Below are 15,033 nucleotides of genomic sequence, written 5' to 3'. Positions count from 1 at the left end.
CAAGATCAACGAAAACCAGCTCGCCCTTGAGGCCGCCATCATGGAGCTTTCCAACTGGGTCGAAGCCCGCGGCTCAGCCGACGTCGCCGACAACGTGCGCGGCGCCTTGGACACCATCGACAAGAACGAAGAGTTCATCAAGATGACGCTCGCGGTACTGATGACGCCGGAGTGAATTAGCACTGCACCTTGTCGCTGCCCCGCTACCATCTCGCCTCAAATACTGAGGCGAAACCGTAGATCCGTACGAAATCGAAGACACCCGCAACTGGCTGGAATGTCCTTAATCCTCCCTATCAGAACCAACGTGCGTTCGATCTTTTTTAAAGATTTTATGATTGCTGAAACGTATCATCACCGAAATTAGCCGGTTTTAACCGAAATACACTCTGCATTGCACTGCGCCATCTCCGCTGACCTAGGAATTTCTCTATTTCGAGCCAGCTAGCGGAAGAGCAATACATCCAAAGAAACAGCCTCACTTAGATGAATATCGATACGCCCCCCTCCAGACGACCCTCCGCTTTCGAGGCGCACGCCCCCGTTGAAAAGAGTATGTTCAACGCAATACGCGCACAAAGTTCAAATGCATGGATGCTAGTCAAGCCTCTGCAATTACTTACTAACAATGAAACAACTGTCAATCTAACCAAGATGGAGTACGCAGTACTCGACTTGTTAATAAGCAGCACAGAACGGATAGTAAGTAATGATGCCATTTCCAAAAAACTAAACAAAAACCTTGACCACTATAAGGGACTGGTGATGTGCCTCAGCAGGCTACAAGCGAAGTTCAAGAGGTCCTCTAGAGGAGATAACCTTTTCCGCTCGGTGAGAAATCGCGGCTATTGCATCGTCCAAACAATACACATTGAGAAGGACTTATCTAACAGGCATACCGCATGCGATGAAAAAACCTGGAAGCGCTGCTCGCCCAACCCCCGCCACAGCATCTACTTTCTAACCGATGCATCTGCCGATTAGGTTGACGTATGTAGCGGCTCTGGCACGGAGGAGGTGCCGAGCTTCCATGAAGTGCGGGCGCTGTCGCTGCACCTGTAGAAGAATGCCGGAAACGATGGACAGAAGATCGCAGGGCACGCGAGCGAGGGCATGGCCAAAAACTACCAGCGGGACCACGAGAAAATCGTCCGGCCTGAGGCGATACCGGACCTGAATATCAGCGAAATCACTGGGTAGTTTTGCGCAGACCTGAAACGAGAAAGGGGATCAAGCCACTAAGTGCTTGATCCCCTCACGAAATATGGTCGGGACGGAGTGATTCGAACACTCGACCCCTAGCACCCCATACTGGGGCTTGTAACGACCTAACCTATTATTCTGTAAAGAATATATGCCCTATTTATGGTGGCAAACCATCCGCTTTTTTGTGCTTATGCAAACGGTAAACCGTGGCCTGTAGCGTAGGTTTTGCGCAACCTAATCAGCTCTGGCGCCGCGAAACCTTGTCAGGGAATCTTGTTTCGCTGGAGCAGAATTACACCGCGATTCTACAGCGGTGAGGCAAGGTACTCAGGGCCAATGGAATCGGGCACTTTGTTATGTTGCAATACCCGGGTTTAACCTGCTTTACTCGGTCATTGGTACAAAAATTGGTACAAGATGCGGTCACTTCCGGCGACGAGCCGAAAGACTCACAACCAGCTTGAACCGGTAAGGAATGCACTAATGACAACCACCTGCGAATTTCTTAATAAAGCCCGCGAGAAGGCGAATCAAGCCTTTGATAATCATTGCGACGTGATCGAGTCAATCCCTAGCGACCATTCGACCGAAAGAGATGCAGAGCGCTTGGCGGCTTCTAAGGCAGCCCTCGACGAAGCACAGGATCAGCTTGAAGAAATACGTCGACAGGTATCGCCAGGATAAGCGCAGATCTAAAATCGTAAAGTTGTCACCTTGGCCACCGCCACGTCAAGGTGACCGTTAAACCACCATAAGCTACTGATCTATAAGAGAAAATTGGATTTTTGTAATGCTCTCAGAACTGCTACATTCCCCTATAATAATCAATAACTTAGCGTTGTATATTCCTACAGTAGTGCCCTCCCATCCAGGCGTTCTGCCGACCTGAACCCCAAGCCCCTAGTTTGCCCCTGCCCTTACGCACCAGCCAAAAAACCGAGTAATCAGCGTGTTTTTTCCTCCTGAAGACCAAGCGCCGGATATGTATTAACCCTGATACATGAAAGGTTATTATTTGACGCTTTTCTAACGGAGGCACATTGCTATGATCCCGGCAAACTCCACTGCTAGAGGCTCTGTGAAGTGAAATTAACACCTGCCGAAAAGACCAAGTCTCGGGGTTGGGAATGGGCCTATAACAAAATCCGGAGTTTTGGTTGCTCTCGAAGGACGGCCCTCTATAGGGCAAGCCTCTATGCTCTTCGAGGTGACTCGGGAGCTTTCTCAAGCAAGCGGAGCTTGCAAAGATTCCGACTACGGCGTTAACCAAGCTGGTCTCACCGGTGCGCCATGGCTCGACCCGATCACCCTTCGGGCTGCGGGACTGCGGCCACAAAGACAACCCTGACTACAAGACCGGCGCCGGCAAGATCACCATCAACTGCTGGGACAAGAGTTGGAACTCCTTCTGGGGCGCCATGGGGCCGCGTACGGTGGCCGAGTAGGCCCCTTGATCGCCCCCGAGTTTCACGCTGGCGTCACACATTCCGCCGACGACGACGCCACCCCGCCCGACCCAATGACGTGTGAAACCGACTCGACCTGCCACAGCCGATTAGCGCTGGTGCGATGGTTGCGCACATCGAGCCGACCCTCGGCGACAATCTCAGGCGTGAGCGGTCGGGTGATGGACATGGTGGACTTACCGCGCTGCAACTTCTTCAGTTGCGCCGCCGCCGCTTCCTGGGCGCTTTTCTGATCTGTATGGGTCTTGCGGATGATGTAGCGCGGGCCCGCCTGGCTGTCGGCGTCTTCGCTGGCCTCGCTGGCATTGTCCGGAGCCTCGCCGTACACCGACACCGGCCGACCTTCATGCAATACACGCAGTGTGGCCGATTGCGAGAGGACGCCCTCCTTCACAAGCTCCCGCATGGATCGGCCGATGAGATCAGCACCACTGAGCCCGGTCTGGCGCTCATAGGCTTGATTGACCTTCAGCGTCTTGCCGTCGCCATCAGTGATGTAGACGCCGTCATGCAAAGCGTTGAGCAGTTCTTCGAAACTGGCGTCGTTGACGTTCACCGGGGAGGTTCTTCGAGGGTGCGGAGCAGTTAAGTGTAAACGTTGTGCCGAGGGATGGAGAGTAACGTAAGCCTGGCCTAACGATGTAGTTTCAGATCTGCTTGCAAACCCTGATGGCCCAATCACAATCTCGCTCTTTGGCAGCAACTACAAAAATCTGTAGCCCCTGGCGTAGCGCGTGATCTGTTTAGCGGTATTAAAGCGCCGAGAAGGGGTAGCTGATAATCAAATGGTTTTCGTCGAACTCCAGGCTACTGTAATCGCGACGCAAGGTCGTTATTGAAACGCCCGCCTGCCTTCGCTCCAGAGGTCATCAGCTTAGGCACATAGGCGGTGATGCCGGCATCGTGACAAGCCAGGATTTCTTCACTTTTGAAGTAACCTCGGTCAGCCACGACCGACAGCGTTTCTGACGCCATCGCCTCGCAGGTCTGCTTGACCATCGAACTGAGTTGATCGCGGTCGGAAACCGACGTTGCTCACCTCATGTGCAACGATCAAATGGTGCTGCGTACCGTATACCACTCCTACCCTAACTAGGTCAGGCGTAGCCATGGAGGCTTCATACCCCCTCGCTATCGCGTTCTGCCATCGATGGGCGCGGTCCAACACCGACGCAAGGCTTGTCAAGCATGCTATTGCGCGATACCTCCTAGCGGAAATACTGATTGGTTCGCCGGTCAGTCCTAGTTATATATTTTATTGCTGAATAAAGTAATTCCAGAATATCGCGCGTAATAAATACGCATTAAATATTCAGGAAAATAAATTCATTTAAAATTGATCCGACAAACGCGAGAGCTCTCATGATTAAAATGCTAGCCGCCGTACGCCGAAAACCTGGGATGACTCATGCTGAGTTTTTGGAATATATAGAGCATCAGCATGGAAATATTGCTCGCGCCAAACCTTTGAGTGTCAAACGATACGTACAGAACCATGTCATCGACGGTGCTTTCGGAGTTGACTCCGATGTTACCTATACAAAAAATTTTCACCGAGACTCCATCACGGAATTATTTTTTGATGATATGTCAGGTTTGATTCACACCTTCAGCGACCCCTATACCCAACAAACCGTAGGGCCTGATGCAAAAAACTTCGCAGACCTTTCTAACCAGGCCGCTCAATTGATGGATGAGGTCGAAACCTCCCACGCAGGTGCAGCGACCCACAAATGCAAGGTGATGATTTTCTTGAAAAAGAATCCAACGGTTCATTTGGATTCTTTTTTCACCGCATGGGATTTGGCACACGATGCAATCATCAGCCGACACCCAAATTTTCAAAGTGTACTACGCCGTCATGTTCGTTCCAGGTACCTGCCCGAAGGTGACAGGGTAACCGCCTATTTCGGACCAGAGATAACGGTCTACGAAGGTGCTTGCAGCATGTGGTTTGAAAATGAAAGCGATCTTTCCAGTTTTCGTCAGTATCAGCACTCACTGTTCCAACAGCTTTCTGACGAAGGGATTGTGGTGTCATCAGAGTCTTTTTTCGTGTACGTCAAAGAGGTGGTCATTATGGACCTGAACCAGTAAACGCTTAATCAACGGGACTGTGCTCAACAGCACGTCAACGCGGACTCGACCAGTTGAGTTCGCGTTGACGTGCCGCGCACCATAGACATGAGTGATGGGCACCAGAACAGCGACTCATTTAATTCAGATGGGCTCGGCCAACGTCGCAGTGGACTCGCGCATGATCTGAGCATGCTCTTCCTTGTCACCACCACTTTTTTCTATCTCGCAAAGCCGTGCAGAGTTTTCGACCACGAGTTGGCAACGCTCCCAACGCCGCCCTTCGAACCGGTTCAGGGCAATCTGTAGATCGCCGTCGGCGAGCAACTCTTCGGCGAGTACGATGGCGCTCTCAATACCAATTCCAGCCCCGGAAGCCAGATGTGGCGTGGTGGCATGCACCGTGTCCCCAATCATCACAATGCGGCCCTTATGCCAGGGCAATGGCACCAGCAGATTGGCCAGCGGCCGATAGTCGATATTGGCACCTGGCTCATGCAGTTGCGGCACCAGCGTTTGCAGGATCGGGGCGGGGAACTCACCCAGCAGCCGCGCCATTTCACCTGGCCAACTGGCCGGATCGATCCACTCGGAAAACTCGCGGTTTTCCATGAGGAACATGTACATATGCGTTTCGGAAATCGGATTGACGCCGACCTTGGTGCGTCCCAACCAGTGACTGGGACGTACGATTTCCGGCGGACGCTTTAGTACCGCGCGCCAGACACTCTGGTGAATGGGTTTTGGCGAAGGGGCTTCGGGGAAAAACTCCTTTCGCATCCGCGAATGCACACCATCGGCGGCGATGACCAGGTCATAGCGTCCAGAGGTGCCGTCGGTGAAAGACACTTCAACACCATCCTCGTGCTCGATGATGCTGTCGAACGTGATGCCGAGGCGCACAAGGGTGCCCACTTCCCGTGTCTTGTCGGCAAAAATACGAGCCAGCACCGGGCGCAGAATGCCGCCGCCACAGGGAATAGGTTTATCGCTGACCGGAGGTCGAAGCGCCAACTGCACGATCAGGTCGCCTCCCGGTGAAAACACATCGAAATTGGTCGACAGATACCCTTCCCCGGCCACCCTTTCAAGAATCCCAACTGTATCAAGCGCTCGTAGCGTGGGCCCACTAAGGGTAATTCCCGCCCCTAGAGGGCACCACAAAGGATCGATTTCGATCAGGTCAACTTCCACACCCTGACGGGCGAGCTGGATAGCCGCCGTCATACCGGAGAACCCTCCTCCGATTACCAGGACCTTATTGACTGCTGCAATCATCACGCTCTCCTAATTATTTTTATTCGCTCGGGCAGACATTGCATGGCGCACCAACGAGCTCGGCGGCGTCGTAAAGTCAACGCCGCAGAATCATGAAGTTCCGACACAAATACCGAATCAAGGACGAGACTATCGAATCGGATATCAGCGCTGAAATCGCTTTGCACAATCCGAGGTATCGCTGCAGGCGATGGGTCTCGGAGGTAAGCCTGGCCCGTTGCTCGGGGCGTCTGCCTGTTCGCGCGCAAATAAAAAGGCCGACGAAATGCGGCTCATGTGAACCGCAATCCATCGGCCTTTACCTGCAATGATTCAAACGCTTTCCAAGCCATCCCAGCAGAGGTATTTCACCTCCAGGAACTCGTCGATCCCCAGGTGGGATCCCTCCCGACCGAGACCGCTCTGCTTCACGCCACCGAAGGGAGCGACCTCATTCGATATCAAGCCGCTGTTGATCCCGACCATGCCGGCTTCAAGGCCCTCAGCGGTACGCCAGATACGCGCCGCATCGCGGCTGAACAGGTAGGCCGCGAGGCCATACTCGCTGTCATTGGCCATGGTGATCGCCTCGTCATCCGTCTCGAAACGCAACAGCGGCATGACCGGGCCGAAGATCTCCTCCTGGGCGATCCGCATCGCCTGCGTCACCTGCGCAAGCACCGTGGGCTGGAAGAAGCCGCCACCGAGGGCGTGACGGGTGCCGCCGGACAACAGCCGCGCGCCCTGCGCCAGCGCATCATCGATCAGCGCCTGGGATTTGCGCACCGCGGCTTCGTCTATTAATGGCCCCACGTGCATACCTGGCTCAAGGCCGTTGCCAACGTTAAGCCGTGCCACACGTTCGACAATGCGCTCGGCCAGTGCGTCATACACCCCGGACTGCACCAGCACCCGATTCGCGCCGATACATGACTGGCCGCTGTTGCGGAACTTGGCCAGCATCACGCCGTCGGCGGCCGCATCGAGGTCAGCATCATCGAAGACAATGAACGGAGCATTGCCGCCCAGCTCCATCGAGCATTTCTTCACGGTTTGCGCCGCTTGCGCCAACAGCAGCCGGCCGACTTCAGTAGAACCGGTGAACGTGAGCTTGCGCACCAACGGGTTGGCCGTGAGTTCACCGGCAATGTCTCGGGTGTCATTACCGGTGATCACACTGAAAACACCGGCCGGCACACCCGCGCGTTGGGCGAGTTCGGCGAGTGCCAGGGCGGTCAAGGGCGTCTGGCTAGCCGGTTTCACGACCATTGTGCAACCGGCCGCGAGGGCCGGAGCGGCCTTGCGCGTAATCATGGCAGCGGGAAAGTTCCAAGGCGTGATCGCGGCGCATACCCCGATGGGTTCGCGCAGTACAACGATGCGCTGAGTGTCCTTTACGCCCGGGATCATTTCGCCACGCACCCGCGTGGCTTCCTCGCCAAACCAGCGTACAAAAGACGCCGCGTAATCGACTTCGCCGCGCGCCTCCTCCAGAGGCTTGCCCTCCTCCAAGGTAATCAGCGTGGCAATATCCTCCCGATGTTCAACCATCAACTCATACCAGCGGCGCAACACCTCGCCACGGCGTTTGGCCGTCAGGCGACGCCACGGGCCGAAAGCCTCATGCGCCGCGTCGATGGCGTGCCGAACTTCAGTTTCACGGCAGCGCGGCAACTCGGCCAGCACCGTTTGATCCACCGGATTACGTAGCGTGTACTGACCGTGCAGCGTCTTGGTCAGCCATTCGCCAGCGATGTAGGCACCGGTACGCCACAGCGTGGGATCCTTAAGTAAATGCTTCACTGTGCAATCCTCATCATCAGCAAGGGTGACGCCCGATCATGAAGGCGCTGTCAGGATCCGCAGTCACCGGCAGCCCCGCTGCAACCAACCCTTGACGCAGGGACTTCATGAGACGATCCGGCACGCGCATCGCCGGGGCACGCAATGGGCCGCCGTTGAAACCGGCGAGCCAGTCCTGGTATTTCCACATCGTGCGATTGAGCACCCCAGTACCGCCGGCATAGGTTTGAGCGGCGGCGCCGTTGGCACTGCGAGCCGGATTGACCTTCCAATAAAGTTCCATTGCCTCTTCGAAGCGACCCGTGCGGGCCAGTTCGAAAGCTTTCGGGTAGTAGTCGCTCATCCAGGCCGTGTTGCTGGTACCGGAGAACTGCAGCTTCATCAGGCTCATCAAGGGGATCGCATCAGCTTCGATCGGGCAACTGATCACCACCTGATCACGGAAGTGGTAATACATTTCGCAAATACCCGCCGGCAGCGGAAACCCCTGCTCCGACTTGATGGCCGCGATGTTCGGACAATCGGCCAACAGCCGACGAACCAATTCCAACGACATACCCGCCGGATGCACGCGTTCAAAGCCCCAGAGCGGAATCGGGAACAGCATGACGGCAAGGTCCGTCGCGTCGCAGAATGCCTTGGTGTAGTCGTAAATTTCCTGCTCGCTGGTCGGCCAGAACTGCGGCGGGTAGGACAGCAGAACGATGTCCGCACCGGCATTCTCGGCGAGCTTCACCGCCTCGATATTCTCGGCAAGCGTGCCAAAGGCTGCGTGAAAGAACAGGATCAGGTCTTTCCCCGACTCACGCGCCCAAGCGGTGAATTGCGCGTTTTCCTGAGCAGAGATTGCCAGCTCGCTGCACAGCAACGTGCTGCTGTAGCCCAGGCCAACCGTATGTTCGATGTCATGGCGTACGCCACGCTCATTGAGACGCTTCAGATCGGCACTGAAACTTGGGATGGTGACAGCCGAGCAGCCCACCAGGTTTTCCCGCGCCCAGGCACGGGCATCCGCTTTCTTGTAAGTAGCCATGATGATTTTCCTTCGGACAGTGGAGGGGTTATTTCGAGACAGGGACAATGCTGGCGGGCAACTCGATACCGAGGCCTTGTTGCCTGGCGCGCTCGTACAGCGCTTGTGCGATGACGACATCCTGCAGCGCCGAGCCCACCGATTTGTAGAGGACGATGTCGCTCGCGTTTTGGCGCGGGTTGACACGACCCGCCACCAGGTCCGACAGCGCGACCAATTTGTCGGCGACATAAACACCGGCACTGATCGCAGCAATGGCGTCCCCCGTATCGTGAAGCACCTCTTGCGGCATATCGGCGACGATGCAGACGGCTCGATCCATCGTGGCCGGGTCAACCTCCCGTTGCTCAGGCAAGGTGGACCCCAATGACACGACCGTAGTGCCTGCAGAAAGCCACGCCCCTTGCAGCACGGGGGACTCGTCACGACTGCGTGCGGCGCAAATCACGACATCGCAGTCCTGCACGGCTTCTTGCGCAGTGTTCACCGCTTGGATATCCAGCCCCGGCCTGAAGCTTTCGGCAAATCGCTCGCGGCTCGCAGGCGTTGGACTGAATACCCGGACATGGGCCACATCGCGCACAGATTTGAGGCAGTCCAACGCACCATGGGCCTCAAACCCCGAGCCAATCACACCCACCCGCAGCGCGCGCTTGGGCGCTAGCAAATCGACTGCCAGCGCAGCGGTTGCCGCGGTGCGTAAACCCGTCACCCGATTGCCATCGATCAGGGCGCTGAGCGCCATGGTTTGCTGGTTGAACAATGCGATCAGGTAGCTGGCGCAGCGCGCCCGCATGGAAGCCGCGATCAACTTGCAGCCCATATGGCCGCCAGCCGGAGGGACAGCGGTCAAACTGCGCAGCCAGATACCATCGCCCCGGGCCATGGAGCGAGGCGGCACCATGGCATCCGATGCAGGGCGTGCGTATGCCTCGGCGAGCGCGGCAACGGCGGTGCTCCAATCGGCGAGCGAGACAACATCGGCGTCGCTGAGAAAAAGCGTCGGGGCAATGACTTGGGATTCTTGGGCGTGATGCATAGCGCTAACCTCGCAATCAGGTATCGATCATTGATTGACTGACACCCTACGAGGCGCGCCCTCCCACCGAATACTGCTGGGGATCGAAAGCAGATATCGCTCAAATCGATGGCATGGCCAGACAGCAGATCAACCGTCGCACTTCACGGGAGGCACGGGTCAAGGGGCGACGGGGCGACTCGACCAGCACGACGAAGCGCTCGAGAAGCGGCGGCTCGACGATGCGCGATGACATCAGCCGTTGATCCAGTGAGCCTGGTAGCACAGAAGCAATCGCATAGCCGCCACCGGCCGCCACGACTTCGTACTGGAGTTGGACGGAGTCAGCTTCGACGGCAACGCTCAACTCCACGCAATGCTCGGCGGCCAGATGATCGAGCCTGGCCCTCAGCAGATGCGGTCGCCCAGGCACGACCAATGGCAACCCCGATAGATTTTTTAACGCAATATCTCGATTGCCGAACAGAGGATCGACGGCGGGCCCCACCAGATGCAACGGTAGCCTGGCCAGCAGGTGGGCTTGCCCAATGCTTGCCTCGCTCTCGCGCAGCACCAGCGCCATATCCAGGCGACCATCGTGCAACTGCTCTTCGAGTTGAGCGCTCGCGCCCTCGATCAGGTGCAATCTCACCCCTGGCATCTGCGCGCGCACCGCAGAAAAAAGCGTCCCCGCAAACCGACGCACCGCAGAAGGCAACATACCCACGACCACCTCGCCCACCGGTTTTCCACGTAGGTTGCGAATGTCATCGGCAAGGCTTTCAGCGTCCGTAAGAAGATCCGATATGCAAGGCAGCAGTTGCTCTCCAAATTCGGTCAGGACTACTCCACGCCCGGTGCGATGAAACAGGCGCTCGCCACATTGCGACTCGAGCAAGGCAATATTGCGACTTACCATGGACTGCGGCATATCCAGCAGTACGGCGGCTTTGCTGAGACTTCCAGCCGCCACGACACGTACGAACAAGGTCCAGCGAGGATCGATGATCGTTAGCGCAGTGGCAGGATACGGCGAGGCTGTACCAGGCACAGGTGCACTCTGAATGTCTTTGTTATTCGTCATGTCATCAGCTCTTGTCGGGCTTGATGGAGATACTCGCGACTGTCATGAAGATGAAGGCGCATAGCAGCGCGCGCATTCAACGTCCTGATTGAAGATCGCCTGATAAATCTGCTCGTGCTCGCTTTGCATGCGCTGTTCGTAATGCAAAGGTTCATCGTGAAACAGACGCGCAGAATCCAGTCGGCTGCGCGGGATGATGACCTCGCCCAGGTTGAGCAGTGTGTTGACGATGTAGTGATGACCTGTCGCCCGCACAATGTTCAAATGGAACTGAAAGTCCAGCGCTGCCCGATCATTGACGCTGATTGCAGCCTGTCCAAGCTGATCGAGAAGCGCCCTCAACTCACCCAGCTGATCCGGGGTACGTCGCTGGGCGGCGAGCCCGGCGGCTTCTACCTCAAGACCGATCCGAAACTCCATGATCGCCAGCGAATCAGTGATGATGCCGATGGTCGCCGGGTCGATGAAGGCTCCCAGCGACAGGGCGCTACCCCGCACAAACGTACCGATGCCATGACGTGTCTCAACCATTCCAGCAGCCTGTAGACGCGACATGGCCTCGCGCACCACGGCTCTGCTGACCCTATGCTCACGCATGAGGGCCGACTCGGTGGGCAGCTTTTCACCGCCACGCAGTCGCCCCTCAAGAATGTGCCCGGACAGCAGCGCCTCGAGCCCCTGGGAAAGGCTACCGCGTTTTTCCCCACCGGCCGCCGGCACGCTCATTCCTCGAAAATCGCTACGGCGCGGACGAAACCGGCCGAGGCGTGCCTGATCTTGTAGGGGAAACAGGACACCTGGAAACCATGGGCCGGCAGGCATTCCAGGTTGGCCAGTTTCTCCATCTGGCCGTAGCCGATGTCACGTCCGGCCTTGTGCCCTTCCCAGATGATCGAGGCGTCGCCCGTGGCGGCGAAGCGTTCGCGCGTGTACTTGAACGGCGCATCCCAGCTCCAGGCATCGGTACCAACCACGCGCACACCGCGTTCGAGCAAATACAACGTGGCCTCGCGGCCGATGCCGACCCCGGCATCCAGATAGCCCGGCTGGCCAAACAACGCACCGGCACGGGTGTTGACCAGGACAATGTCCAGCGGCCGTAGCACGTGGTCGATGCGTTCCAGCTCAGCTTGCACTTCGGCGGCGCTGACCACATGGCCATCCGGTAGATGACGAAAATCCAGCTTCACGCCGGGTTGCAGGCACCAGTCCAGCGGCAGCTCGTCGATGCCAAACGCCGGCTTGCCACCGTCCGTGGTCGAGGCGTAGTGCCAAGGGGCGTCCATGTGCGTACCGCTGTGTGTGGTGATCTGCAAGCGCTCAGCCGCCCAGGATTCGTCGCCGGGCAGTTGCGCCTTGGACAGGCCGGGAAACATCGCGGCCATCTCCGGCCAGCCTTGCTGGTGGTCCATGTAGTCGATTTTCGGCAGCAATGGCGGCGGATCGGTGTAGGGGTTGTTGTCCAGGGTAACGGACAGGTCCACCAGACGGCGTTTAGTCGATTGCATTTTCGCTCACTCCAAGCGCCACCCGTCCACGCGCACGGCGCGGCGCGGCAGCAGGTTTCAAACTATGGCGTATCAAGGCGGCTGCCGAGCCGTCATGGCGAAAGCCAAGGGCGCGGGCCAGCGGGGTTTTCATCGCTGGGAAACTGCCGAACAGCGCTTGCAGGCGGGCATCCGGCGCAAAGCTGATCAGCGCGCGGCGTTCCTGGCCGTAGGCAATGGCCAGGGCATCGATGACCTGGGCAATGGACAGGTGCAACAGCGGCAGTTGCCAGACCCGTGACGCGCCAAGCTCGCCGACCTGCAACTCGGCGGCCCGTAACAGGTTATCCACGCAACAACTGACCGACATCCACCATGCCTGTGCCTGGGGCGATACCGGACAGCAATACGGCTCGCCCTGGGCAAAGGCATGCAGCATGTCACTCATGAACGCCGAACGCAGGCCATTGGGTTCACGTGGACGGGCGACAATGCCGGGCAAGCGCACGGCACGACCGTCCACATCGCCTCGGCGGGCAAGGTCGTTGAGCGCCATCTCCACCATCGCCTTGTGCGCACCGTAGCTCAACTGCGGGTTCGGCACGGCACGCTCATCCATGCGCGCCGGCAGGTCGCCGCCATACACCGCTACGCTGCTGGCATACACCAGCACCGGTCGACTGGGCTGCTCGCGCAACTGATCAAGCAACTCCAGGCTTGCCAACAGGTTGACCTGATAACCCAGCGAATATTGCTCTTCGGCCGCACCACCGGGGATGCTCACCAAATGGAAAACCACATCAATGCCATCAGCCAGGGCGCGCCGCAGCAACGCGGCATCGGTGACGCTGCCGTAATGACGACGCAGGCGCTTGTCGTCGGCAAAACCCGTCAGTTCTTTATCCAGCAGGATCAATGCGCTGATCGGCTGGCCTCGCAATCGATTCGTATCGAGCAAACGCTGCGCCAGTGCCCGCCCGACAAAACCATTGGCACCGGTAATCATCACGCGCATGAGCGGTCTCCACTCACGACACGCTGGTCAATCGCTCCGAATACCGATTGCCCCTGCCGATCGAAGACCTCCATGCGCACGCGGTCGCCAAAACGCATGAAGGAGGTCTGTGGCGCACCTTGCTCGATCATCTCAACGGCACGACGTTCAGCGATGCAGGCAGCGCCAACGCTGGGGTCGGCATTGGAAATCGTGCCCGAACCGATCACGCAGCCTGCCCTGAGGCGGCGGGTCAAGGCCGCATGGGCGATCAATTGATGAAAGCCGAAATGCATGGCGCCGCCATGGGCATGACCGAACCACTTGCCATTCCATTCGACCTTCAGCGGCAAGTGCACACGTGCGTCGCACCAGGCCTCGCCCAACTCGTCGGGGGTGATCGCCACTGGGGCGAAACTCGATGAGGGTTTGGCCTGGATGAAACCGAAGCCGGTCTTCATTTCACGGGGGGCGAGCGCACGCAAGCTGACATCGTTGACTTGCACAATGAGCCGAATATGGTCGACAGCGTCTTGCGCCGAGCAGCCCATGGGGACTTCATCGACCAACACCGCGAATTCACCTTCAAAATCGATACCATGGGTTTCACTGGGCAGCACGATGTCATCGTGGGCGCCCAGGAAGTCATCGCCACAGCCCTGATACATCAGCGGCGTGTGTTCAACACCTTCGATCGGATCCAGCGCAAAAGCCTTCTGCATCCGCTCGCCATGACTGAGAAAGGACGATGCGTCCAGCCACTGCCAGGCGCGTGGCAACGGTGCGGCGGCCTGCTGCGGGTCAAAGGCAAAGGCACCTGCCAGCGTGCCTTCATTCAAGGCGTCATAGCGCGAGCGCAAAGCGGTCTCGACGCTGGACCAACGCTCGATGGCATCCTGCAGCGTCTGGGCAATATCGCTGGCATCAACCGCCCAGGCCAGATCGCGTGACACGACCAACAAGCGACCGTCGCGGCTGTGATTCTTGAGGGTACTGAGCTTCATGCCTGTTCTCCTTGCAGCTCAGGCGCGAAGCGGCCATCGAGCAGGACGAAGAGCATGCGCGCCATCTGTTCGGTGCGATTGCTCCAGGCGTGATTGGTGCCGCGCTGCACGACGATGTCACCGCGTTTGAGATGCACTTCCTCGCCATCGAGCACCAGCCAGACTTCGCCCTCCGTGACCACGCCGTAATCGAGCGTTTCGGTGCGGTGCATCAGCTTGTGCTTGGAATCAGCCTGTCCGGTGCCGGCATGGGCCTGGCCAATTTCGGCGAAGGCCGCCGCCGCATCCTCGGCACTGACCTGGTTCTGCACGCTGTCAGGCGGAATATCCACCACGCGAATGACACTGCCCAGCGGTGCCGGGCTCAATTGAAGCGGTTTGCTGGTGGGGTCATCGCCGTTGTCCAGTAAGGCCGGGCTGGCGCCGCTGTTCCAGATCTCATGGAAGACCGTGCCAGGTACGGCCTTGAGCGGGAAACTGTTCGGCGTCGGGCCGCTGAGCGCGACCGCCGCCCGGCCCTGGGCATCGTGCCCGGTGACTACACGTTTGAAACCCGGAAGTTGTTGCATGTTCGACTCCTCAATCAGTTGGCGAAACGCGGCAGC

General features: G+C 57.8%; 13 protein-coding genes and 4 pseudogenes. 5 read left to right on the top strand and 12 right to left on the bottom strand.

The window, feature by feature from the left end:
• Positions 1 to 486: 486 nt before the first annotated feature.
• The 4 genes and pseudogenes from HCU66_RS27545 to HCU66_RS19005 all read left to right on the top strand — a co-directional run bounded on the left by HCU66_RS27545 (position 487) and on the right by HCU66_RS19005 (position 2,651).
• Complete coding sequence (locus HCU66_RS27545; protein ID WP_205889921.1) at positions 487 to 984, top strand: winged helix-turn-helix domain-containing protein; 498 nt, start codon at positions 487 to 489, stop codon at positions 982 to 984.
• 27 nt (positions 985 to 1,011) lie between these two features.
• Positions 1,012 to 1,200 (top strand): annotated as a pseudogene (locus tag HCU66_RS27150) (integrase); the annotation flags it as partial.
• A 489-nt stretch (positions 1,201 to 1,689) separates the two neighbouring features.
• On the top strand, positions 1,690 to 1,890 hold the full coding sequence (locus HCU66_RS19010; RefSeq protein WP_205889920.1) for a hypothetical protein: 201 nt from the start codon (positions 1,690 to 1,692) through the stop codon (positions 1,888 to 1,890).
• Between the two features lie 599 nt (positions 1,891 to 2,489).
• On the top strand, positions 2,490 to 2,651 hold the full coding sequence (locus tag HCU66_RS19005; RefSeq protein WP_205889919.1) for a phiTE_072 family protein: 162 nt from the start codon (positions 2,490 to 2,492) through the stop codon (positions 2,649 to 2,651).
• Between the two features lie 346 nt (positions 2,652 to 2,997).
• Here HCU66_RS19005 and HCU66_RS19000 read toward each other — a convergent pair.
• Together HCU66_RS19000 and HCU66_RS18995 are read right to left on the bottom strand one after the other, a co-directional pair.
• Positions 2,998 to 3,228: pseudogene (locus HCU66_RS19000) on the bottom strand (PAS domain-containing protein); the annotation flags it as partial.
• A 272-nt stretch (positions 3,229 to 3,500) separates the two neighbouring features.
• Positions 3,501 to 3,741: pseudogene (locus tag HCU66_RS18995) on the bottom strand (IS5/IS1182 family transposase); the annotation flags it as partial.
• 293 nt (positions 3,742 to 4,034) lie between these two features.
• On the opposite strand from HCU66_RS18995, the gene HCU66_RS18990 reads away from it, so the two are divergent.
• Positions 4,035 to 4,769 carry an EthD domain-containing protein gene (locus HCU66_RS18990; protein WP_205889918.1) on the top strand — a complete coding sequence of 245 codons (735 nt, stop codon included), beginning with the start codon at positions 4,035 to 4,037 and terminating at the stop codon, positions 4,767 to 4,769.
• 123 nt (positions 4,770 to 4,892) lie between these two features.
• On the opposite strand, the gene HCU66_RS18985 is transcribed toward HCU66_RS18990, so the two are convergent.
• The 10 genes and pseudogenes from HCU66_RS18985 to HCU66_RS18940 form a co-directional block, all read right to left on the bottom strand.
• On the bottom strand, positions 4,893 to 6,026 hold the full coding sequence (locus HCU66_RS18985) for an FAD-dependent oxidoreductase (RefSeq protein WP_205889917.1): 1,134 nt from the start codon (positions 6,024 to 6,026) through the stop codon (positions 4,893 to 4,895).
• 312 nt (positions 6,027 to 6,338) lie between these two features.
• Positions 6,339 to 7,808, bottom strand: coding sequence for a succinate-semialdehyde dehydrogenase (locus HCU66_RS18980; protein ID WP_205889916.1), 1,470 nt, complete (start codon positions 7,806 to 7,808; stop codon positions 6,339 to 6,341).
• Positions 7,809 to 7,824: 16 nt separating this feature from the next.
• A complete protein-coding gene (locus HCU66_RS18975) occupies positions 7,825 to 8,841 on the bottom strand; it encodes a dihydrodipicolinate synthase family protein (protein ID WP_205889915.1) in 1,017 nt (338 codons plus the stop codon).
• Positions 8,842 to 8,869: 28 nt separating this feature from the next.
• Positions 8,870 to 9,880, bottom strand: a complete 1,011-nt coding sequence (locus tag HCU66_RS18970; RefSeq protein ID WP_205889914.1) for an ornithine cyclodeaminase family protein — start codon at positions 9,878 to 9,880, stop codon at positions 8,870 to 8,872.
• Positions 9,881 to 9,980: 100 nt separating this feature from the next.
• The gene (locus tag HCU66_RS18965) at positions 9,981 to 10,943 is read right to left on the bottom strand and encodes a LysR family transcriptional regulator (protein WP_241015570.1); all 963 of its coding nucleotides are present in this window, start codon (positions 10,941 to 10,943) and stop codon (positions 9,981 to 9,983) included.
• Positions 10,940 to 11,669, bottom strand: a pseudogene (locus HCU66_RS18960) (FadR/GntR family transcriptional regulator). The gene HCU66_RS18965 and the pseudogene HCU66_RS18960 overlap by 4 nt, the downstream one beginning before the upstream one ends.
• Positions 11,666 to 12,451, bottom strand: a complete 786-nt coding sequence (locus HCU66_RS18955; protein WP_205889913.1) for a cyclase family protein — start codon at positions 12,449 to 12,451, stop codon at positions 11,666 to 11,668. Before HCU66_RS18955 ends, HCU66_RS18960 begins: the two are co-directional and overlap by 4 nt.
• Complete coding sequence (locus HCU66_RS18950; protein WP_205889912.1) at positions 12,438 to 13,445, bottom strand: NAD-dependent epimerase/dehydratase family protein; 1,008 nt, start codon at positions 13,443 to 13,445, stop codon at positions 12,438 to 12,440. The genes HCU66_RS18955 and HCU66_RS18950 overlap by 14 nt, the downstream gene beginning before the upstream one ends.
• Positions 13,436 to 14,428 carry a fumarylacetoacetate hydrolase family protein gene (locus HCU66_RS18945; RefSeq protein ID WP_205889911.1) on the bottom strand — a complete coding sequence of 331 codons (993 nt, stop codon included), beginning with the start codon at positions 14,426 to 14,428 and terminating at the stop codon, positions 13,436 to 13,438. Before HCU66_RS18945 ends, HCU66_RS18950 begins: the two co-directional genes overlap by 10 nt.
• A complete protein-coding gene (locus HCU66_RS18940) occupies positions 14,425 to 14,997 on the bottom strand; it encodes a cupin domain-containing protein (RefSeq protein ID WP_205889910.1) in 573 nt (190 codons plus the stop codon). The genes HCU66_RS18945 and HCU66_RS18940 overlap by 4 nt, the downstream gene beginning before the upstream one ends.
• Positions 14,998 to 15,033 lie beyond the last annotated feature (36 nt).

It is taken from the genome of Pseudomonas frederiksbergensis (assembly GCF_017114915.1).
Classification (GTDB): domain Bacteria; phylum Pseudomonadota; class Gammaproteobacteria; order Pseudomonadales; family Pseudomonadaceae; genus Aquipseudomonas; species Aquipseudomonas frederiksbergensis_I.
This window is presented reverse-complemented; position numbering and strand designations above follow the sequence as displayed.